General features: G+C 64.4%; 14 protein-coding genes. 10 read left to right on the plus strand and 4 right to left on the minus strand.

Translation table 11 applies throughout. The features are described 5' to 3' along the window. Window positions 1-228: 228 nt before the first annotated feature. Entirely contained in the window at window positions 229-1761 is a 1533-nt protein-coding gene (locus CBW24_RS09215; protein WP_088663724.1) for a replicative DNA helicase, read from the plus strand. 438 nt (window positions 1762-2199) lie between these two features. Here CBW24_RS09215 and coaD read toward each other — a convergent pair whose 3' ends face one another. Further along, window positions 2200-2697, minus strand: a complete 498-nt coding sequence (coaD, locus tag CBW24_RS09220; protein WP_097373414.1) for a pantetheine-phosphate adenylyltransferase — start codon at window positions 2695-2697, stop codon at window positions 2200-2202. A gap of 165 nt (window positions 2698-2862) precedes the next feature. On the opposite strand from coaD, the gene CBW24_RS09225 reads away from it, so the two are divergent. From CBW24_RS09225 to CBW24_RS09240, 4 genes are all read left to right on the plus strand, one after another. Continuing rightward, entirely contained in the window at window positions 2863-3276 is a 414-nt protein-coding gene (locus CBW24_RS09225; RefSeq protein ID WP_088663722.1) for a Fur family transcriptional regulator, read from the plus strand. A 101-nt stretch (window positions 3277-3377) separates the two neighbouring features. Next, window positions 3378-4655 carry a phosphopyruvate hydratase gene (eno, locus tag CBW24_RS09230; RefSeq protein WP_097373415.1) on the plus strand — a complete coding sequence of 426 codons (1278 nt, stop codon included), beginning with the start codon at window positions 3378-3380 and terminating at the stop codon, window positions 4653-4655. 83 nt (window positions 4656-4738) lie between these two features. Further along, a complete protein-coding gene (locus CBW24_RS09235) occupies window positions 4739-5401 on the plus strand; it encodes a potassium channel family protein (protein WP_088663720.1) in 663 nt (220 codons plus the stop codon). Further along, window positions 5401-6792 (plus strand): TrkH family potassium uptake protein, encoded by a 1392-nt coding sequence (locus CBW24_RS09240; RefSeq protein ID WP_097373416.1) that lies wholly within the window; start codon window positions 5401-5403, stop codon window positions 6790-6792. The genes CBW24_RS09235 and CBW24_RS09240 overlap by 1 nt, the downstream gene beginning before the upstream one ends. A gap of 63 nt (window positions 6793-6855) precedes the next feature. Here CBW24_RS09240 and CBW24_RS09245 read toward each other — a convergent pair whose 3' ends face one another. Next, window positions 6856-7398 (minus strand): PRC-barrel domain-containing protein, encoded by a 543-nt coding sequence (locus tag CBW24_RS09245; protein WP_232529651.1) that lies wholly within the window; start codon window positions 7396-7398, stop codon window positions 6856-6858. Window positions 7399-7651: 253 nt separating this feature from the next. Between CBW24_RS09245 and CBW24_RS09250 the strand changes: the two genes are divergently transcribed. After that, entirely contained in the window at window positions 7652-9076 is a 1425-nt protein-coding gene (locus tag CBW24_RS09250; RefSeq protein ID WP_097373418.1) for a dihydrolipoyl dehydrogenase, read from the plus strand. A gap of 10 nt (window positions 9077-9086) precedes the next feature. Here the strand turns inward: CBW24_RS09250 and CBW24_RS18520 are convergent, their stop codons facing one another. After that, on the minus strand, window positions 9087-9263 hold the full coding sequence (locus CBW24_RS18520) for a hypothetical protein (protein WP_198405162.1): 177 nt from the start codon (window positions 9261-9263) through the stop codon (window positions 9087-9089). Between the two features lie 120 nt (window positions 9264-9383). Continuing rightward, window positions 9384-9977 carry an NADPH-dependent FMN reductase gene (locus tag CBW24_RS09255; RefSeq protein WP_097373419.1) on the minus strand — a complete coding sequence of 198 codons (594 nt, stop codon included), beginning with the start codon at window positions 9975-9977 and terminating at the stop codon, window positions 9384-9386. A gap of 82 nt (window positions 9978-10059) precedes the next feature. On the opposite strand from CBW24_RS09255, the gene CBW24_RS09260 reads away from it, so the two are divergent. From CBW24_RS09260 to CBW24_RS09275, 4 genes are all read left to right on the plus strand, one after another. Then, window positions 10060-10515 carry a winged helix-turn-helix transcriptional regulator gene (locus CBW24_RS09260; RefSeq protein ID WP_097373420.1) on the plus strand — a complete coding sequence of 152 codons (456 nt, stop codon included), beginning with the start codon at window positions 10060-10062 and terminating at the stop codon, window positions 10513-10515. A gap of 93 nt (window positions 10516-10608) precedes the next feature. After that, the gene (gene cobT / locus CBW24_RS09265) at window positions 10609-12492 is read left to right on the plus strand and encodes a cobaltochelatase subunit CobT (protein WP_088663714.1); all 1884 of its coding nucleotides are present in this window, start codon (window positions 10609-10611) and stop codon (window positions 12490-12492) included. Window positions 12493-12530: 38 nt separating this feature from the next. After that, window positions 12531-14333 carry an aminopeptidase P family protein gene (locus CBW24_RS09270; protein ID WP_097373421.1) on the plus strand — a complete coding sequence of 601 codons (1803 nt, stop codon included), beginning with the start codon at window positions 12531-12533 and terminating at the stop codon, window positions 14331-14333. A 244-nt stretch (window positions 14334-14577) separates the two neighbouring features. Next, a complete protein-coding gene (locus tag CBW24_RS09275) occupies window positions 14578-20445 on the plus strand; it encodes a DUF11 domain-containing protein (RefSeq protein WP_198405163.1) in 5868 nt (1955 codons plus the stop codon). Window positions 20446-20501 lie beyond the last annotated feature (56 nt).

The following is a 20501-nucleotide window of genomic DNA, read 5'->3' on the forward strand; positions in this document are numbered from 1 at the left end:
CTACCGGATCTTGACCCGCAGCCGCGTTGCGCCGCATGATCTTGAGGGCGGGCGATATTCGCAGCAATCGTGAAATATTCCCTTTGCGCCCTGCCGCATCGAGCGGGTATCGCTGGCGCACCCTACCGGCCACGCCGCAGTCAGCCATCTGCGGGGCCCGGCATTCAAAGCACAGCGCCCGGATCAACGCGGGCCTTCGGCAGACCAGAGCAGACGGGACCAGACCCAATGACCGAGATCGCCACTCTTCGCAGCGACGCCACCCTGCCCGCCACATCCGACAGCGCCCCCGGCGCCGTGCCCGCCCCTGCCGAGCCTTCGGCCCTGCCTCACAATATCGAGGCGGAACAGCAGCTGCTGGGCGCGATCCTGACCAATAACGACATCTTTGACCGGGTCGCCTCGGTCGTGGGGCCGCAGCATTTCTACGATCCGGTGCATGCCCGCATCTTCGAGGTCGCCTCCGCCCGGATCGCCAAGAACCTGCAGGCGACGCCGGTGACGCTGAAATCCTTCCTCGAGGATGACGAGGGGCTGAAGGAACTGGGCGGTCCGGCCTATCTGGCCCGTCTGGCCGGGGCCGCCATCGCCAGCTTTGCCGCGCGCGACTATGCGCAAATCATCTATGACCTCGCCATCCGACGGGAACTGATGGCGCTGGGGCGGGATATCTCGTCCAAAGCCGCCAATGTCGATGTAGCTTCCGAGCCCAAGGAACAGATCGTCGAGGCCGAACAGCGGCTCTACGCCTTGGGCGAAGAGGGCAAATCCGAAAGCGGGTTCCAAAGTTTCCTGCGGGCCGTGACCGACGCCGTGAACGTGGCCAACGCCGCCTATCAGCGCGACGGCGGTCTGGCGGGGGTGTCCACGGGCCTGATCGATCTGGATAAAAAGCTGGGCGGGCTGCATAAATCCGACCTTCTGATCCTTGCCGGGCGCCCGTCGATGGGCAAAACCTCGCTGGCCACCAACATCGCGTTCAACATCGCCAAGGCCTATCGCCGCGGGCTACTGCCGGATGGCAGCGAGGGCGCGGTGGAGGGCGGCGTGGTCGGGTTCTACAGCCTTGAGATGAGCGCCGAACAGCTTGCCGCGCGGATCCTGTCCGAAGCCGCCGAGGTGCCATCCGAACAGATCCGCCGCGGTGACATGACCGAGGCGGAGTTCCGCCGTTTCGTCGAAGCCGCCAAATCGCTCGAAAGCTGCCCGCTTTATATCGACGACACGCCCGCTTTGCCGATCAGCCAGTTGGCGGCGCGGGCGCGTCGGTTGAAGCGGACCCACGGGCTCGATGTGTTGATGGTCGACTACCTGCAGCTGGTGCGCGCGGCGACGGCCAAGGACAGCCGCGTCAACGAGGTCTCGGAAATCACTCAGGGGCTCAAGGCCATCGCTAAAGAGCTTAACATCCCCGTCATCGCCCTGTCGCAGCTGTCGCGTCAGGTGGAAAACCGCGAAGACAAGCGTCCGCAGCTGTCGGACCTGCGCGAATCCGGCTCGATCGAGCAGGATGCGGATGTGGTGATGTTCGTGTTCCGCGAGGAATACTACAAAGAGCGCGAGAAGCCGGGCGATCACGATCTGGAAGCGATGGCGCGCTGGCAGGAGGACATGGAACGCCTGCATGGCCGCGCCGAGGTGGTGATCGGCAAGCAGCGTCACGGCCCTATCGGCAGCGTCGATCTGAGCTTCGAAGGTCGCTTCACCCGCTTCGGCAATCTGGTGAAACCGTGGCAGGACGGACAGGGCGAGCAGTTCTGAGGCTGGGGAGCGCGGGGTAAGCGCAACGTGAGCCTGGCCGGGGGGTGGCGCTGCTGCGGGTGAGCGGGTGCGCTTTATCTCCGACAAACCCCTCCCTGATCTGAGATCAGCGTGAGGTGAGATAGCGCGAGCCCGCTGAGCCGGGCAGGCGCTCGCCCGCGCGCTTTGCTTGTTCGCGGGCGGTGGCGCTAAGACCTAAGAAATCAATCCGTCGTCACGTCAAGCGCGACGCAAGCCTGCCCGGAGGATGGCGCTGCAACGGTTGAACGGCGCACTTTATGCCAGCCACATCCCTCACCAATCCGAGGTTGGCGGGAGGTGGCAAAGCGCCAGCCCGCAGGGACGGGCAGGCGCTCGCTCTCGCGCCCTGCGGGCTTGTTCGAGAGCGGTTGCGCTGAGTTCCTAGGGCTACGGACTTTCTCCCGCGGCCCTGCCCCCTCACGCCTTTCCGAGCTTCTTCAGCAGGGCCGTACGCACGGCGGCGGGAACAAAGCCGCTGACATCGCCGTCGAGCCGCGCGATTTCCTTCACGAGTTTTGACGCGATTGCCTGATGCTGGGCTTCGGCCATCAGAAACACCGTCTCGATAGAACTGTCGAGCCGCCGGTTCATCCCGACCATCTGGTATTCATATTCGAAATCCGCGACCGCGCGCAGGCCCCGGATGATGACGCTGGCGCCGACATCGCGCGCGCAATCGATCAGCAGGTTTTCGAACGGATGCACGATGATCTCGGCGCCGGTGCGCTGAGCGAGTTCGACGCATTCGGCCTCGACCATCTGCACCCGCTCCTCCAGCGTGAAGAGAGGGCCCTTGTCCCGGTTGATCGCCACGCCGATCACCAGCCGGTCGACCAGCCGCGCGGCGCGCGAAATAATATCGCGATGGCCCAGAGTGATCGGGTCGAATGTCCCCGGATAAAGCCCGATGCGCATAGCGGCTGCCCCTTTGCAATTTATGCGAAAAAATCACGCGCGGCGGGTGGTGGCAAGGGATGGCGAACAGCCGGCTGCCCGGCGCGGGCTTTAACTGACGTCGCACCTGCCGGGTTCCCACAGCGCGGCGGGTGCGCTATCAGATCTGTCCAAGCGGAGGCGCCGATGTCCGAGACTATTCAGCAACGCTGTGCAGCCAAGGGGCTGCGCATGACCGGCCAGCGCAAGGTCATCGCCGAGGTGCTGGAAGGCTCCGACGACCACCCCGATGCCGAAGAGCTTTACGCCCGAGCCAGTGCCCGCGATCCGCGCATCTCGCTTGCGACCGTTTACCGCACGGTAAAGCTGTTTCAGGAACGCGGCATTCTGGACCGGCTGGAATTCGGCGACGGGCGCGCCCGCTGGGAAGACGCGCGCCGCGACCATCATGACCACCTCATCGACGAAACCACCGGACAGGTGATCGAATTCGTGGATGAGGAAATCGAGGCCCTTCAGGAAAAGATCGCGCGCAAGCTGGGCTACCGGCTGACCGGCCACCGGATGGAGCTGTTCGGGGTGCCGCTAAAGAAGCTCTGACCCGTTTCCTGCGCGCGGCGGCACGTTTGGCGGTTTTCCCGCCGCGTCACCCCTGCTAATCCTCGCACCCAGAACCGGGAGCCTAAACGAGGACGCCACCCATGAGCACCATCATCGACATCCACGCCCGCGAAATCCTTGACAGCCGGGGCAATCCGACGGTCGAAGTGGACGTGACCCTGGAGGACGGCACCATGGGCCGCGCCGCCGTGCCCTCTGGCGCCTCGACCGGCGCGCATGAGGCGGTGGAGCGCCGCGATGGCGACAAATCCCGCTACAAGGGCAAGGGCGTGCTGGAAGCCGTCGCAGCCGTGAACGGTGAAATCGCCGAGGCGCTCGTCGGCTTTGACGCGACCGAGCAGGTCGCTATCGACGGCACCATGATCGAGCTTGACGGCACCGACAACAAGGCCCGGCTGGGCGCCAACGCGATCCTCGGGGTGAGCCTCGCCACCGCAAAGGCCGCCGCCGATTTCACCGGCCAGCCGCTGTTTCGGTATGTGGGCGGCACCTCCGCCCGGCTGCTGCCCGTGCCGATGATGAACATCATCAATGGCGGCGAACATGCCGACAACCCGATCGACATTCAGGAATTCATGATCATGCCGGTTTCCGCCACCTCGATCGGGGAAGCGGTGCGCATGGGCTCGGAAGTGTTCCACACACTGAAGGCTGAACTGTCCGCTGCGGGCCATAACACCGGCATCGGTGACGAAGGCGGCTTTGCCCCCGGTCTGAGCTCCACCCGCGAGGCGCTCGATTTCATCCTGAAATCCATCGAGAAGGCGGGCTACAAGCCGGGCGAGGATATCTATCTGGCGCTCGATTGTGCCTCGACCGAATATTACCGGGATGGCAAATACGAGATGAAGGGCGAAGGCGCGTCGCTCAGCTCTGACGAAAACGTGGCCTATCTGCAGGCGCTGTGTGGCGATTACCCGATCATCTCCATCGAAGACGGCATGTCCGAGGATGACTGGGACGGCTGGAAGGCGTTGACCGAGGCGCTTGGCGACCGGGTGCAGCTGGTGGGCGACGACCTGTTCGTCACCAATCCCGCCCGTCTGGCCGATGGCATCGCGCGCGGCTGCGGCAACTCCATGCTGGTAAAGGTGAACCAGATCGGGTCGCTGACCGAGACGCTGAAGGCCGTCGACATGGCCCATCGCGCGCGGTTCACCAACGTCATGTCGCACCGCTCGGGCGAGACCGAGGACGCGACCATCGCCGACCTCGCCGTCGCCACCAATTGCGGACAGATCAAGACCGGCTCGCTCAGCCGCTCGGACCGGCTGGCGAAATACAACCAGCTGATCCGGATCGAGGAAATGCTGGGCGAAAGCGCCGAATATGCCGGGCGCTCCATCCTGAAGCGCTGATCTAACGAAAAGGGGCGTGCCAGTGGTGCGCCCCTTTTGCGTTGCGCTTCCGTCTTCTGCCGCATTCCCTCACAGGACCGCATATGGCCAACAGCACTCGCACCTTCGCCGTCATCGGGCTTGGCAATTTCGGCGGCACCGTCGCCAAGGAACTGGTCCGCTTCGGCAATTACGTGATCGGCATCGACCGCGACGAACGCATCGTGTCGGATTTCGCCGAAGTGCTGAGCCATGCGGTGATCGTCGACAGCCGCGATGACGCGGCCCTGCGCGAGGCGGGCGTGGGCGATTGCGATGTCGGGCTGATCGCGATGGGCGAGGATCTAGAATCGAGCGTTCTGTCGGCGATGAACCTCAAACTCATCGGTGTCGGACAGGTCTGGGCCAAGGCGGTGAGCCGCACCCATCACCGCATCCTGTCGCGGCTGGGCGTGGACCGGGTGATCCACCCCGAAGAGGATATGGGCCGCCACATCGCACAGATGCTGCACACCCCGTTCGTGCGCGACTACGTCAGTCTCGGCAACAGTTTCCATGTGGTGAACTTTGCCCTGCCGGAGCGGCTGGAAGGCACGACGCTGGCGGATCTGAAGCTTGCCCGCCGGGATCTGCGCTGCGTCGGGGTGATGCGCGGCACCGAATGGCTGGGCGACGGGCTGAGCTGCGCGCAGCAACTAAAGCCCGACGACCGCATCCTGCTGCTGGGCCGCCGCGCCGACCTGCGCGATTTCACCTCTGCCATCTGATGCCTCGCATCGGCCGAATTCGACGCGCGCCGCAACTGGACCGACGCAGCCCGCCGGGGCCGCTGCGCCTGATCGGTCGCCGCATCAGCCACCTGCCCCCGCCTTCGGTTCTGGCGCTGCTTTACCTGACGCTGGTGCTGATCGGGGCCGCGCTGCTGAAATTGCCAATGGCCCATCGCGCCCCGCTGAACTGGGCCGATGCGATTTTCACATCGACCTCCGCCGTCACGGTGACCGGGCTTGCGGTTGTCGATACTGGCGGCACCTTCACGCCCTTCGGGATCAGTGTGATCGCGGTGCTGATCCAATTGGGCGGGCTGGGCCTGATGAGCTTTGCGGTGCTGCTGTTGTCCGCGCTCGGCGTGCCGATCGGGATGCCGCACCGCATTATCCTGCGCGAGGACCTGAACCAGACGTCGTTCGCCAATCTGATGGCATTGGTGCGGCTGATCGTCGTGATTTCAATATTGGCCGAGGCGCTGGGTGCACTGCTTCTGGCATTCGTCTTTGTGCCCGAGGCAGGGCTGTGGCCGGGGCTGGGACAGGCGGTGTTCCATTCGATTTCCGCCTTCAACAATGCGGGATTTGCGCTCTGGCCCGATAGCCTGACCCGCTATGTCGGCGATCCGCTGGTCAATCTGGTGGTGCCGGGGCTGTTCATCATTGGCGGGTTGGGCTTCATCGTGATTGCCGATCTGTGGGAAAAGCGCGGCTGGCGGAAGCTGACCCTGCACAGCAAGCTGATGCTGGTCGGCACCGCCATCCTGATCGTCATGGGCACCGTGATTTTCGCAGGGCTGGAATGGCGCAATCCCGGCACGCTTGGCCCGCTCGACTGGGATGCAAAGCTCTGGGCAAGTTGGTTTCAGGCCGTGTCTCCCCGCACCGCTGGCTTCAACACCGTCGATCTGGCGCAGGCCCATGACAGCACCGCCCTGATGGTCATGTCGATGATGCTGATCGGGGGTGGGTCGACCTCCACCGCAGGCGGGATCAAGGTGACGACGGTCGCGGTGCTGCTGCTGGCCACGGTCGCGTTTTTCCGCCGGACCAAGGATTTGCAGGCCTATAATCGGTCGCTCGGCCCGAAAGAAGTGCTGAAGGTGCTGGCACTGACGACCGTAAGCCTGCTAGTGGTGATGACGGCGATCTTCGCCATAGCGATCAGCCATGACGGCGACTTTCTGGACCTCGCTTTTGAGGTCACTTCGGCCTTTGGGACCACGGGGTTGAGCCGGGGCAGCACGGCGGAGTTGGACGGTGTGGGACGGATCGTTATCATGACGCTGATGTTTCTGGGCCGGGTCGGTCCGCTGACGTTGGGCTTCTTCCTCGCAACCCGCAGCCAGCCCCGCGTTCGATACCCGGAAGGCCAAGTTTATCTGGGCTAGCGCCCCAAAAGCAAAAGAGCGGACCCAAAGGCCCGCTCTCCTACATTAAATACTAGGCTGGGATCAGTCCCAGAAACCTTCGTCGACATCTTCCATCGATTCCAGTTCGTCTTCGGTGTGGTTGGTCACCAGCGCGAATTCGACGTCATCGACGGGCACGAGGCGCACGTTCTCGACGGGAATGATGACATGCTTGTCACCGATATCGAGGAAGCCACCAACTTCGGCCACGACGCCAACCATCTGGCCGGAGCGGTCGAGCACGATGTCTTCGATCTCGCCCACCTGCTCCCATTCGGCATCAACCTCGGAATAGGACATGTCGGCCCAGTCGGCATCATCCACGTCGACCGCGTAAACCGGACCGTCGGTGATGTCGCGGGTGCGGATCAGCTGTGCGCGATCCCATTCGCCGCTGGTGGCAGCGGCATTTGCAGTGGCGTCGGTTTCGGCATTCTCGTCAATGGTGCCCACGGTCGCGTCGGTCTGCGCCTCGGTTTCCATCGTCGTTTCGGCATTTACGGGCTCATGCTGTTCGGCCATCGCGGCGGTCGCGGTGAGGCCAAGGGCAACTGCGCTGGTCAGGGTGGCAAAGCGTTTCATCATCGTGTCCTTTCAAACTTCTTGCTGGTGGGACAACGGGCCGCCGCAGCTGACGTTCCAAGGTTTTCGATTTAAAAATATACGCTTCTGCCGGGAACCTGACGTCGCGGAGCCAACATGGCGCCGCGGGTAACGGGACCGCAGAGAGCCGCGCCCCCGCACGTTTGTTCCACGCCCCCCACGGAACCGGTGCACAGGCCCGCAGGTTGGTCTGCGCCGGGTGCCTATCCTTCCCGGCCCAACCCCCGGAGACCCGATGCCCCATCCCGACCCTCAGCCGCTGTCATGTGATGTCGCCATTATCGGGGCGGGCACCGCCGGCATGGCCGCCCTGCGCAAGCTCAAAGATACGGGTCTGAGCCTGCGCATCATCGATCCCGAATTTCGTGGCACCACATGCGCGACGACCGGCTGCATGCCGTCTAAGCTGCTGATCGCGGCGGCGGAGGCCGCCCATGCCGTCCGTCATGCGGCTGTTTTTGGTGTGCATGCCGCGCCGCGGATCGATGGTGTCGCGGTGATGAAGCGGGTTCGGGACATGCGCGACCGCTTCGCCTCGGGCACGCAGGAGACGCTGCTGGACCTGTCCGAAAGGTTGCGCCTGAAAAGCCGCGCGCGCTTCACCGGCCCCACGCAGCTAGAGCTAGATGACGGGCGGCGGCTGGAGGCCGAGCGTATCATCATTGCCACCGGCTCCGACCCGATGCTGCCCGACGCTTATAAGCCTCTGGCCGATCTATGTCTGACAAATGAAACCGTGTTTGACCTGCCGGATCTGCCGACCCGGCTTGCCGTGATCGGGGCCGGGCCGATTGGGGTGGAATTGGCGCAGGCCTTTGCCCGGCTGGGGGTGGAGGTGGCGTTGTTTGACAGCGGCAGCACTGTCGCCGGGCTCACGGACCCGGCGGTCTCCACCGCGCTTGCCGATGCATTGCGCGATGAGTTCGCCCTGCATCTCGACACCACGCCCACGCCGCGCCGGGTGGGCGACCAGATCGAACTCACCTGGGGCAAATCAGAGCGCGCGCAATTTGACCGGGTTCTGGTCGCGACCGGGCGTCCGCCAAACCTGACAGCCCTCAATCTGGAAGCTGCGGGACTGGCGCTCGATGACCACGGCACGCCCCTTTTCGATCCGCGGACGATGCAATGCGGGGATGCGCCGATCTTTATGGCGGGCGATGCCAATGCAGCGCGCCCCCTGCTGCATGAGGCCGGATCGGAGGGTGCCATTGCGGGGGCCAATGCAGCAAGCTGGCCCGATCTGGCGCAAGCCGCCCGGATGGTGCCAATGGCCATCACCTTCACCCGCCCCAGCGCGGCGACGGTGGGCGAGGTCATTCCCCCGGGCCGGGCCGATACGGTCACCGGCAGCGCCGATTACAGCGATCAGGGTCGCGCCAAGACCGAGGCCCGTGCGGCCGGGCTTGTGCGCCTCTATGCAGATCGGCAGGACGGGCGTATTCGCGGCGCGTCGCTTGCCGCGCCCGAAGGCGAGCATCTGGCACATCTGCTGGCATGGGCGATCTCAGAAGGCATGACCGCAAGCCGGATGCTCGATCTGCCGTTCTACCACCCCACGGTGGAAGAAGGCCTGAAATCAGCGCTGCGCGAGATCTGCCAAGCGACGTCCAGCCCCATCACATGGTCACGGGACGACGGAGCGCCTGCGGGCGAATGACGCCAACCGCCTAGAGCCGCGGCACCCGTCCACCTCGCGGATCGGCGCTCATCCAGTCCGGCAGGCCGATCCAACGCTCCACCGCGAACAGCGCCAAGCAGATCGCGATCACGGCCACGACCAGCACAACCCGGCTCATCGATGGCGGGTTTTGAAGCCAACGGCGCGCGCGCATCAACCAGATCATTGCACTTCTCCAACGGCCAATCCAATTGCCACGGGGGCGTGGCCCCACCCTGCGCCCTGACGGGCCAAATGAAAAGCGGCGGCAGAATCTGCCGCCGCCCTCCAACATCGTGTCAATTTCTTAGGAAATTTCGCCCGCGCGACCGGCGCGCGTGACCCGCGCCCACCAATCCAGTTCGGACAGCATCTGATCGGAGGCCGGTTTGATGACGGCTTCAATCTCAGACATCGGACCGTTTTTGCCCATCGGATGCACCTCGATGAAAGCGCCGGCGCCGATATGGACCGCATTGCGCAGCGGCACCATCTGAAGCTCTACCGCGATGGTGCGCAGGTGCTCGATTGCCCGCGCGGCGCCGACACCGCCATAGCCGATGGCTGCAGCGGGCTTGCGCACCCATTGCGGATAAGCCTGATCGAGAGCGTTTTTCAGCGCGCCCGTGATCGAATGGTTATATTCGGCCACGACAAAGATGTAGCCGTCGAATTCGTCGATCTTCGCCTGCCATTTCTGCGCAGCGGGATCCTCGGACGGGACGTATAGGGCGGAGCCGACCTCATCGAAGAACGGCAGGTCGAAATCGGCCAGATCGACGATTTCGGCGTCAAAGCCGCCATGCGCTTCGACCTGCTCCAGCATCCACTGGGCGGGCTTGTCGGCGAACCGCGCTTTGCGGGTCGAGCCGATGACGATGGCGATTTTAGGATTGGACATGTAAGGTCTCCAACATTCCGGTAGTTTCAGATCCATACCGACGACGTCGGGATGCAATACAGATGGTGGAGGATCTTGCAAAATGAAAGCCTCAGCCCCGCACAAGGACTTGCGCGGTTCCGCACAGTCCCCCGCGCCGCAGCCCGACAAACCCGGCGAAGGCCACACTGCCGCCCTGCCCCACACGCCGTCCAACTGCCGCGATATTTCGGCGATGCTGGCGCGGATTGGCGACAAATGGTCGATTCAGGTGATCTCCCGTCTGGGCGCCGGACCGATGCGGTTTTCAGCGCTGAAGCGTGAGGTCGGCACGATTAGCCAGAAAATGCTGACCCAGACGCTGCGCCATCTGGAACGCGATGGCTTTGTCACCCGGACAGTCACGCCGGACCGGCCACCGCGCGTCGATTACGCGCTCACGCCGCTTGGCCGCGATCTGCTCTGCCCGGTCGAGGCGCTGGCGCAATGGACGCTGGCCAATCGCCACCGGATCGAGACAGCCCGAGCCGCCTTTGATGCGGCCACGACCGAGCCATGAGCGCCCCGCGCCCCATTTCCATCCGCGCCGAACCGTCCTAGGTTCCTGCCTGACGGCAGTATCGCCCCCCGCAGCTCGAACCCCGAAGGCCCCATGCCCCAGAACGACAATCCCGCCGATCCGTTCAAGAAAGCGCTCGCCGAGGCGACCAAGACCATGGCCGACGACCCCGAACTGGGCGTGACCTATTCCGTCGACCCGCCGGGCATGGCCAAGGATTCGATGCGCCTGCCGCAAGTGACCCGCCGCATGACGCGTGACGAGGTTCTGCTGGCCCGTGGCACCGCCGATGCGTTTGCCATGCGGCGTCGCTATCATGACGAGGCCGTGGCCGCGCGCTACACTCCGCCGGGGCAGATGGCGCGAGATCTCTACGAAGCGATGGAAACCGCGCGATGCGAGGCGATGGGCGCGCGCCACATGCCCGGCAGCGCAGGCAATATCGACGCCAAGATCAATCACGAGGCCGAGCGCAAGGGCTACGGTCAGATCACCAAGGCCACCGAGGCCCCGCTTTCGGTTGCCGCAGGCTACATGATCCGGCAATTGGCCACCGGGCGCGACCTGCCGCCCGGCGCGCAGAATGTGCTGGACCTCTGGCGCGACCACCTCGAAGGCTCCGCCGCCGATACGCTCACCGGATTGCAGGAGGCGCTTGGCGATCAGCGCAGCTTTGCCCGGCTGGCGCGGCAGGTCATCAACGATCTGGGCTATGGCGATCAGTTGGGCGACGACCCCGATATGGAGCCGGACGAAGATGCCTCGGAGCAGGCCGAAGAGGTCGAGAACGAGGATAAGCAAGGCGACGGCACCGAAGAGCAAGACAGCGAAGACGATGTCGATGCCGCGCCCGAACAGGATCAAGAGAGCACCGACGACCAGTCCGAGGCGCAGGTCTCGATGGATGACATGGCCGATGCCGAACTGGGCGAAGAGGTGGAGATGCCCGAGGGCGAGGCCCCGCTGGAGCCGCCGCAGCCCCAATCCGTCAGCGACGCGGACCCGAATTATAAGGTGTATCTATCCGAATTTGACGAGGAAATCGCCGCTCAGGATCTGGCCGACCCGGCCGAGTTGGAGCGCCTGCGCGCCTATCTCGACCAGCAGCTTGAACCGTTGAAAGGCGCGGTGTCGCGTTTGGCCAATAAGCTGCAGCGCCGCCTGCAGGCCCAGCAGAACCGCAGTTGGGAGTTCGATCTGGAGGAAGGCATTCTGGATGCCGGGCGACTGGCGCGCGTTGTGGCCAACCCGACCACGCCGCTCAGCTTCAAGGTCGAGAAGGACACCGAATTCCGCGACACCGTGGTGACGCTGCTTTTGGACAATTCCGGCTCGATGCGCGGGCGCCCGATCTCGATCGCCGCGATCTGTGCCGATGTGCTGGCGCGGACGCTGGAGCGGTGCAACGTCAAGGTCGAGATCCTCGGCTTTACCACCCGCGCGTGGAAGGGCGGGCAAAGCCGCGAGAAATGGCTGGCCGAGGGCCGCCCGCAGCAGCCCGGTCGCCTCAACGACCTGCGCCACATCATCTACAAATCCGCCGACGCGCCGTGGCGTCGGGTGCGGCCCAATCTGGGGCTGATGATGAAGGAAGGTCTGCTGAAGGAAAACATCGACGGCGAAGCGCTGGAATGGGCGCATCGCCGTATGCTGGGCCGGTCCGAGGCGCGCAAGATCCTCATGGTGATTTCGGATGGCGCGCCGGTCGATGACTCCAGCCTGTCGGTCAACCCCGCGAATTTCTTGGAAAAACACCTGCGCGACGTGATCGCCATGATCGAACGTCGGCGCGCGGTTGAGTTGCTCGCCATCGGGATCGGCCATGACGTGACCCGGTATTACGACCGCGCCGTGACGATCACGGATGTGGAGCAATTGGCAGGCGCGATGACCGAACAATTGGCCGCCCTGTTCGACAGCGATCCCCGCGCACGGGCGCGCATTCGCGGCATGGCCGGCATGCGCCGCGCCTCCTGACCCACCGATCTGCTGCCCGCTGCCGCGAAGGACGCGTCATGTTTCAAAGCTTCGACAGCCCAACCCGTCCCGCTGACGGCCCGCCCCGCCTTGCCGCCCTGCGCGCGGCGCTGGCGCAGGCCGGGCTGGACGGCTTTCTCGTGCCCCGCGCCGATGCGCATCAGGGCGAGTATGTCGCCCCGCGGGACGAGCGGCTGGCATGGTTGACCGGGTTCACCGGCTCTGCTGGCTTCTGCGCGGTGCTGCCCCATATCGCGGGGGTTTTTATTGACGGGCGTTACCGGGTGGCGGTGAAGGATCAGGTGGATCTGGACGCCTTTACCCCCGTGCCATGGCCGGAGACGAGCTTGGCCGATTGGCTGCGCGCGGAACTGCCCTCGGGCGGCACTGTCGGGTTCGATCCGTGGCTGCACGCGATCGAACAGATCGACACGCTGACAAACGCGCTGGAGGGCAGCGGCATCACCCTCTCTGCCGTGGCCAATCCGGTTGATGCGATCTGGCCCGATCAGCCTGCGCCCCCTGCGGGTGCCGTGCGTCTGCATCCCGAAGAGTTGGCAGGCGAAAGCGCGCGCAGCAAGATCGACCGCCTTGCGGCCCGTCTGCGGGACGGGGGCCACGATCACGCCGTCATCACCCTGCCCGACAGCATCGCGTGGCTGTTCAACATCCGGGGCAGCGACATTGCCCGCAATCCGGTGCCACATGGGTTTGCTATTCTGCATGCAGATGGCACGGCGGCCCTGTTCATGGACCCGGCCAAGTTGGACGCAAGCGTCCGTGCCGCCCTGCACCCGCTAGCAGATCTGCACGATCCAGCCGCGTTCGAGCCCGCGCTCACCGCGCTGACGGGCCCTGTTTTGCTGGATCGCGGGACAGCGCCGGTGCGTGTCCGCGATCTGCTGACCGCCGCGCAGGTCGTGCCCGGCCAAGATCCCTGCATCCTGCCGAAAGCGCGCAAAAACCCCGCCGAGATCGCCGGGATGGAAGCGGCGCATTTGCGCGACGCCCGCGCGATGATCCGGTTTCTCGCATGGCTCGACGCCGCCGTGCCGCAGGGCACGCTGACTGAGATCGGCGCGGTTCAGGCTTTGGAGGCATTCCGCGCCGAAGATCCGACCCTGCGCGAGATCAGTTTCGACACGATCTGTGGCGCGGGTCCGCATGGGGCCATCGTCCATTACCGCGTGACCCATGACACCGACCGCGCCATCACGCCCGGCGATCTGCTGCTGATCGACAGCGGCGGGCAATATGCCGACGGCACCACCGACATCACCCGCACCGTCGCCACCGGCCCGGTTACGGTGGATCAACGCGCCTGTTTCACCAGTGTCCTGCGCGGCATGATCGACATGTCGCGGCTGCGGTTTCCCAAGGGGCTCGCGGGGCAGCATCTCGATGCCGTGGCGCGCGCGCCGCTTTGGGCCGCCGGGCTGGATTACGACCACGGCACCGGGCATGGCGTCGGGGCCTATCTTTCGGTGCATGAGGGGCCCCAACGACTTAGCCGGACCTCGGATGTGGCGCTGGAGCCGGGCATGATCCTGTCCAATGAGCCGGGCTACTACCGCGAGGGCGCATGGGGCATCCGGAGCGAAAACCTCATCCATGTCGCCGAGGCGCCGCCCCTTGCAGGCGGAGATGCCGCGCGGCGGATGCTCGAATTCCGCACCCTCACTTGGGTGCCCATTGACCGCCGCCTGATCGATGCGGAGGCCTTGGGCGCGGACGCGCGCGCGTGGCTTGATGCCTATCACGCCGACATTCGCACGCGCCTTGCCAGCACTTTGGACGAGGACGTGCAGGCGTGGCTCATCGCCGCGACAGAGCCCCTCTGAACCCGGGCGCAGAGCCCGGATTCCACGCCTGTTGGCGCAGGTAATCCCCCTTGGCATAGCGCGCTATACCTTTGCGCCGCAAGCTGCACTTTCGCTCATCAGCGTAAGCATTGTGTTAAACCCTGAGATGTAAAGCATAGGGCATATACCGGAGCATCCCGGTTATAACCCTTGTTTCGTGTGGTGTTCCGCTATGGCCTCAGGCTGTTCGGCGACCGTTGCGCGATCTGTCAGGAGACCCGCAATGCCGCGCCGCCAGACCATCCAGACCCTTACGCACCGTGCGCTGCGTCCCGTGCTTGGCCTGCTATTCTGGGTCATGTTCGCCGTCGGCGTTTTGGCGCATGGGGCGTGGCTGGGCGGCGGGGGGATTTCGCTGACCGATGCCTCGCGCCAGCAAATTCAGGACAACATCGCCGCAGGTCTGCCGCCGCTGTCGGTGGGCGATACCGTCTCGGTCATCGCCGACTTCCCGGTCATCGCCAGTGGCACGGTAGATGGACCCGGCGGCTATGCGACACTGTATGTCCCCACCGGGACGGAGGTCGTCAGCACCTATATCACCGATGCGTCCGGCACCCCCGTCCCCGCGCGCCCGGCCCGCGCCTCGACCGGCAGCGGTATTTCCAAAGGATGGGGGCCGAAGGGGCAGCAGGTCTTTGATATCTCTGCCAATGGCTGGGTGCCGTCCGACACGACGCAATGCGAGGCCGCTGGCTATTCCATCGCCAATTGCAACGCAGGGCTCGCCTATATCTATGGCGATACGGGGATTTTCTACTCGACCCGCTCCGACACCGCGCTTTATGCCGATGGCTCGCCCATCGCGACGCTGGAAAACGGCTATTTCGTCAATCCGACCAATGGCACGCCTTGGGGCTCTGTCGGCGGCTCCGGCACCGCCCGCGTGCATAACAAATGGGATGCGGTGCAGGTCAACGCGTTCGGCTCTGGCGGCACGATTGACCCCAACGGCTTTAGCGTGAGCGAGGAAACATCGCTGACAGGCGGGCGTGGCGCGACCCCATTCCGCGCAGGCAGCCCCGTGGCCGGGCCGGAGTCCGGCTCCGACTGGGACCGCTACGGCACCACCGGCCCGTGGAACCGCATCAGCTACGATGGCTCCTGCCGGGCCGACGATCCGCTGCTCGCCGGGCCCGATGGGCCTGCGACAGGCGCGGGTTCCGTCTTCCCCGAGGCGCTCGATCCCGGTGTGAACACTGTCGAGGTCTGCACCGAGACGACCGAGGGCTTCACCCTCAACGACAGCACCGCCATCGCCCTGCCCAGCGACACCAATGCCGTGCGCTATGCTTTCGGCGGTATCGCGGAGGGTGAAACCTTCTATGCGGTGATGGAGGTGCGGATCACCGATCTTTCGCAACTGGGGTATTTCAACGCCGAGGGCCATGGCGGCGATTCCGCCGAGGGCGCCGCCGCAGGCAATGACAACCCGTGGCGTTACTGGGTTGCGGGCACGTCCTCGATCTCGCCCGCCGGGCCCGACGATCTCCATATCGACATCGCGATCAGCGCGGTAAATGGCGCGCCTTATGGCGGCGGCGATATTCCTCAGGGCGCGACGGTGACCTACCGTGTCAGCTATGTGAACACCTCGCTCAGCGGGATGACCACGGTCGCCACCAATGTCACCCTGCCGACGCAGGTGTCCGGCACCGGGAATTTCCGGGTGGTGAGCGGCGCGGATATCCGCCCGGCCACCGATCCGGTTTCTGGCACATTCGCGCTGCAATCACTGCCGACGCTGAACGGGCTTGGCAGCGGGTCAATTGAATTCGACGCCTATGTGACGGCGACCACCGGCGGCACGCTCACCGCCAGCGCCAGCAACAGCAGCGATCAGGGCGGCGCCGACACTGACAGCGTCACCACCAATGTCTCGGGCACGCCGGTCGCCACGATGCCGGTCTGTGATGGCAGCCGCTTCAACGCCGTGGACTGGGACACCGACGCGCCGACGCTGTTCGGCGTGGTCAACAGTTTTAGCCGCTATGGCATCTCCACCGATATTCTGGCGACGGATAACAGCGTCCCGCTGCGCCCCGCGCAAATCGGCACAACCGGCGCGATTTATGCGTCGACCTATGGCGGCACGCCGGTGTTCACCCAGCAATACGCCACGCTTGATATCACCTTCGACACGACGATCAGCGCGGTGCAATTTTATATCACCAGCCTCGATCTGGACGAGTCCGTCACGGTGTATGGGGAAAATGCCGGTCTGCGCGTGCAGCCTTCGGTCGCGGATGGTCCGCTATCTGCTGCAATGCTGCGCAACGCCAATGCCGATGGCTCCGTGCTTGCCGAACGCGACACGACATTTTCCAATACGACATTGGCGGAAAACTCCGCCGTTCTGGTCGGGTTTGGCAGCCCCGTGGACCGGATCGTGATCCAGCACACAACCCGCCAGTTTAACAACGCCAATTTCGCAGGCTCTCTGCAACTGACTGATATCCAAGGCTGCGCGGACTTTACCGATGCGCCCCAGATCTACGGGGACGCGCTCCATGCCCGCAATCCCAACGGCACGCTGCAATTGGGCCCCGTCGTGAGCGGCGATGCCGGCCCCGGAAATTCCGGCGATGCAAGCTCGGATGACGATGACGGCATCGAAATCCCGCCGCTCGTGCAGGGCTTCTTGGCGACGTTGGAGGCGACGGTTACCGGGAGTGACGGGCAGCTTTCCGGCTGGATCGATTTCAATGGCAATAACGTGTTCGAGCCCGCCACCGCCGAGGCGATTGCGCTGGATCTGCGTGATGACGGGCTCGGCGCGGACGAGGTTGCCGGTGACGGGCTGATCCAGTTTGAGGTTACGGTGCCCGGAGATGCTGTGCTGGATCAGACATTTGCCCGCTTCCGCTGGTCGACAACCCCCACGATCGGCATCGCAACCCCGGCGCCTGATGGCGAGGTCGAGGATTACCCCATCAACATCGCCGCCGCGCCTTTGGTCGATCGCGGCGATGCACCTGCAAGCTACGGTGACCCGCTGCATATCATCGCCGACGTCGCGGTGGCGGGCACCTATCTAGGCGCGATCCCTCCCGATCCCGAAGCAGCGCCCCAAACCAGCCTTGACGCCAGTGGCGACGATCTGGACGGCAATGACGACGAAGACGGGGTGACCATGCCGCAGCTATACGCGGGCGGAACGGCGGAAATCACGGTCGTGGTGAACGAGGTCTCCGACGCCGCCGCCTCTGTCACCGGGGCCATCGCCTACCTGCAGGCATGGATCGATTTTGACGGCAACGGCAGCTTTGATGCGGGCGAGCAGATTGCAAGCAACCTGCAGGATGGCAGCGCGGGCGATAAGGACGGCACCCTCAACGGCGTCATTAAATTCGACGTTGCGGTGCCAAGCGCAGCCACGCTTTCCCCAACCTTTGCCCGTTTCAGGTGGTCCACCACCGAAGGCGTTGTGCCGGTAGCGGTCGATGGCGAGGTCGAAGATTACCTGACCACCATTTCCAATGACGATCCGCCCGTGACCTGTGACAACGGCCTATACCAAATCGCCGACGACAATTCTCAGCTTAAGCGTATGCGGTTCAGCGATGGCGGCGGTATCTACGCGCTGACCTTCGATTCGCTCGGCACCGCGCCCCGGCGGGTGGAGGCCGGATGGGGCTACAACGCGCTCGACGGCTATATATACGGCGTGCGTGAGGGCAAATCCGAGCTATGGCGCGTCGATGGGGGCGGTAACTTCGTCGAACTGCCCAATTTCCCGGGCAGCGCGGGCAATGGGGGCTTTGCGGGCGATATTCTGGCGAATGGCACGATGATCTATCAGGTCGACAACACCACCTGGCAACTGCTCGACCTGACCGACCCCATCAACCCCGTCGATCTGGGCGAACTGACGCTCAGCCAGCAATTGCCTATCGAGGATTTTGCAGCCCATCCGCTCGATGGTTTCATCTATGGGATCAATCCCGACACCGGACGCGCGTTCCGCGTGTCCACCAATGGCGGCGTCGCGGGACCGGTCGCGGTGATTGAATTCGGCGATCCGATCCATCTGGGCACCTTTGCCGCCGTGTTTTTTGACGAGGACGGCCGGTTTTATGCCTATGACAACGACGCGCGGGAGCTGTTCTTGATCAACACCACCACCGGCGCGCGTCAATTGCTCGCCCGTGCGGCGGGGACCGAAGGCGGATTTAACGATGGCGCATCCTGCCGCGGCCCGGCACCGGTGGCCTTGTCAGGCTTCGGCGGGAACATTTTCTTTGACCTCGATGCCTCGGATATCAAGGACGGAGCAGAGACGAACCTCGGCGGCGGCATCCGTGTCGACCTTTATTCCGACAATGGAACCCCCAACAATCCCGATGACGATGGCAGTGTCATTGCCTCGGTCGATACGGCCCCGGATGGCACATATCGCTTCGACGGTCTGCCCTCGGGCGTGACCTACCGGGTGGAGGTCGACGTGACCGACCCCGATCTGCCCGCGGGCGCGCAAATCGGCACGTCGAACCCGCTGGTGGGCGTGACCACCGACAGCGCCACGGTGGTGATTGACCGGGATTTCGGCTTTGATCCGCAAAACAGCGATCTGTCGATCACGAAACGCGCCTTCCGGGCGGGCACCGCGACCGAGATTACGACCGCCGCAGCAGGTGATCTGATCGACTGGGTGGTCGAGATCAACAATGCGGGCCCCGGCTCCCCCTCCGGTGTGCGGGTCATCGAACGCATCCCCGACGGATTTGACTACATCAGCGATACCGCACCAGCGACGGGCGATTTTTATGACCCTGACAGCGGCCTGTGGTTCGTCGATGAGATCCTTTCGGGGGCGACTGAAACCATCACGATCCGGGTGCGCATGCGCGACAGCGGGAACTTCACCAATGTGGCCGAGGTCACGGAAAGCTCCCTGCCCGACCTTGACAGCGATCCGTCCGCTGGCCCGCTGGTCGACGATTACGGAGACGGCGTGGCCGATGATGACGAGGCAAGCGTCACGCTGACCTTGGAAACCGGCACTCGCGTGTTGTCGGGTCAGGTCATCCACGACAACGGCGCAGGCGGCGGCACGGCCCATGATGGCAGCGCGACGGGTGCCGAAGCCGGAAGCGACGCCGCGCAGATCGAACTTCGCGACGATGTCGGCACCCTGATCGCACGGCCACCGCTCGACCCCGATGGACGCTGGAGCTACGCCCTCGACGCCGCATATTCGGGCGAGGTGACGGTCGCACTGCTTGCCGCGGACGGTTGGCGCGCCATTTCCGAAAGCCCCGGCGCCGCCCCGGCTGTCGTCAATGCCGATCCCCATGACGGCAGCTACAGCTTTACCCCGGCACCGGGCACCGATCACACGGGGCTGGATATGGGGATCATTGCCCGGCCCACCCTATCTGAGGATCGCGGCACCAATATGGGGCCCGGTCAGGTCGTGCTGCTGCCGCATCTCTACCGCGCCAGCAGCAGCGGCAGCGTGACGTTTACCATCACGGATGTGACGGAGCCGTCCCCCGGCGCGTTTTCGATCGCGATCTTCCACGACACCGATTGCGACACCGTGCCGGACGCCCCGCTCAACGATCCGGTCACGGTGACCGAGGGTGAGGAAATCTGCGCAATATCAAGGGTTTCGTCTGGTGGGGGCGTGCCGCAGAACAGCGCGCTGAGCTACCAGCTTGTGGCAACGACCGCGTTTTCCGGCACCACCGTGACGGATGAGCTGTCGAACCGAGACCGGATCATCATCGGGGATCGCGGCGGCCAGTTGGTCATGCTGAAAACCGTCCGCAATGAGACGCGCAACACCGCCGAAGGGCAGTCCAACAGCGCGGCACCGGGGGATGTGCTGGCCTATCGCATCACGCTCATCAATCCCAGCCGGGCGAATGCGACCGATATCGTCATCTATGACCGGACCCCGCCCTATACCGAATTGGCGGAGCCAATCGCGACGCCGGTCATCGTCTCGCCCGCGCTTAGCTGTAGCCTCGCCACGCCCACGATCAATTCCGCAGGCTATGCCGGTCCGCTGCAATGGGATTGCACAGGGTTCCACGCGCCGGGCGATGAGGGCAGTGTGATTTTCAAGGTGCAGGTCGCGCCGTAGCCCATGGGCTGCGGCACCTGAACCTCCGCAGGGCCGACATGTATCGCGACGCCATA

The organism is Pacificitalea manganoxidans (assembly GCF_002504165.1).
Classification (GTDB): domain Bacteria; phylum Pseudomonadota; class Alphaproteobacteria; order Rhodobacterales; family Rhodobacteraceae; genus Pacificitalea; species Pacificitalea manganoxidans.

Bases quoted from the DNA above. Each gene is read 5' to 3' on its own strand.
- CBW24_RS09215 (WP_088663724.1), top strand. From the start codon at position 229: ATGACCGAGATCGCCACTCTTCGCAGCGACGCCACCCTGCCCGCCACA.
- coaD (WP_097373414.1), bottom strand. From the start codon at position 2,697: ATGCGCATCGGGCTTTATCCGGGGACATTCGACCCGATCACTCTGGGC.
- CBW24_RS09225 (WP_088663722.1), top strand. From the start codon at position 2,863: ATGTCCGAGACTATTCAGCAACGCTGTGCAGCCAAGGGGCTGCGCATG.
- eno (WP_097373415.1), top strand. From the start codon at position 3,378: ATGAGCACCATCATCGACATCCACGCCCGCGAAATCCTTGACAGCCGG.
- CBW24_RS09235 (WP_088663720.1), top strand. From the start codon at position 4,739: ATGGCCAACAGCACTCGCACCTTCGCCGTCATCGGGCTTGGCAATTTC.
- CBW24_RS09240 (WP_097373416.1), top strand. From the start codon at position 5,401: ATGCCTCGCATCGGCCGAATTCGACGCGCGCCGCAACTGGACCGACGC.
- CBW24_RS09245 (WP_232529651.1), bottom strand. From the start codon at position 7,398: ATGATGAAACGCTTTGCCACCCTGACCAGCGCAGTTGCCCTTGGCCTC.
- CBW24_RS09250 (WP_097373418.1), top strand. From the start codon at position 7,652: ATGCCCCATCCCGACCCTCAGCCGCTGTCATGTGATGTCGCCATTATC.
- CBW24_RS18520 (WP_198405162.1), bottom strand. From the start codon at position 9,263: ATGATCTGGTTGATGCGCGCGCGCCGTTGGCTTCAAAACCCGCCATCG.
- CBW24_RS09255 (WP_097373419.1), bottom strand. From the start codon at position 9,977: ATGTCCAATCCTAAAATCGCCATCGTCATCGGCTCGACCCGCAAAGCG.
- CBW24_RS09260 (WP_097373420.1), top strand. From the start codon at position 10,060: ATGAAAGCCTCAGCCCCGCACAAGGACTTGCGCGGTTCCGCACAGTCC.
- cobT (WP_088663714.1), top strand. From the start codon at position 10,609: ATGCCCCAGAACGACAATCCCGCCGATCCGTTCAAGAAAGCGCTCGCC.
- CBW24_RS09270 (WP_097373421.1), top strand. From the start codon at position 12,531: ATGTTTCAAAGCTTCGACAGCCCAACCCGTCCCGCTGACGGCCCGCCC.
- CBW24_RS09275 (WP_198405163.1), top strand. From the start codon at position 14,578: ATGCCGCGCCGCCAGACCATCCAGACCCTTACGCACCGTGCGCTGCGT.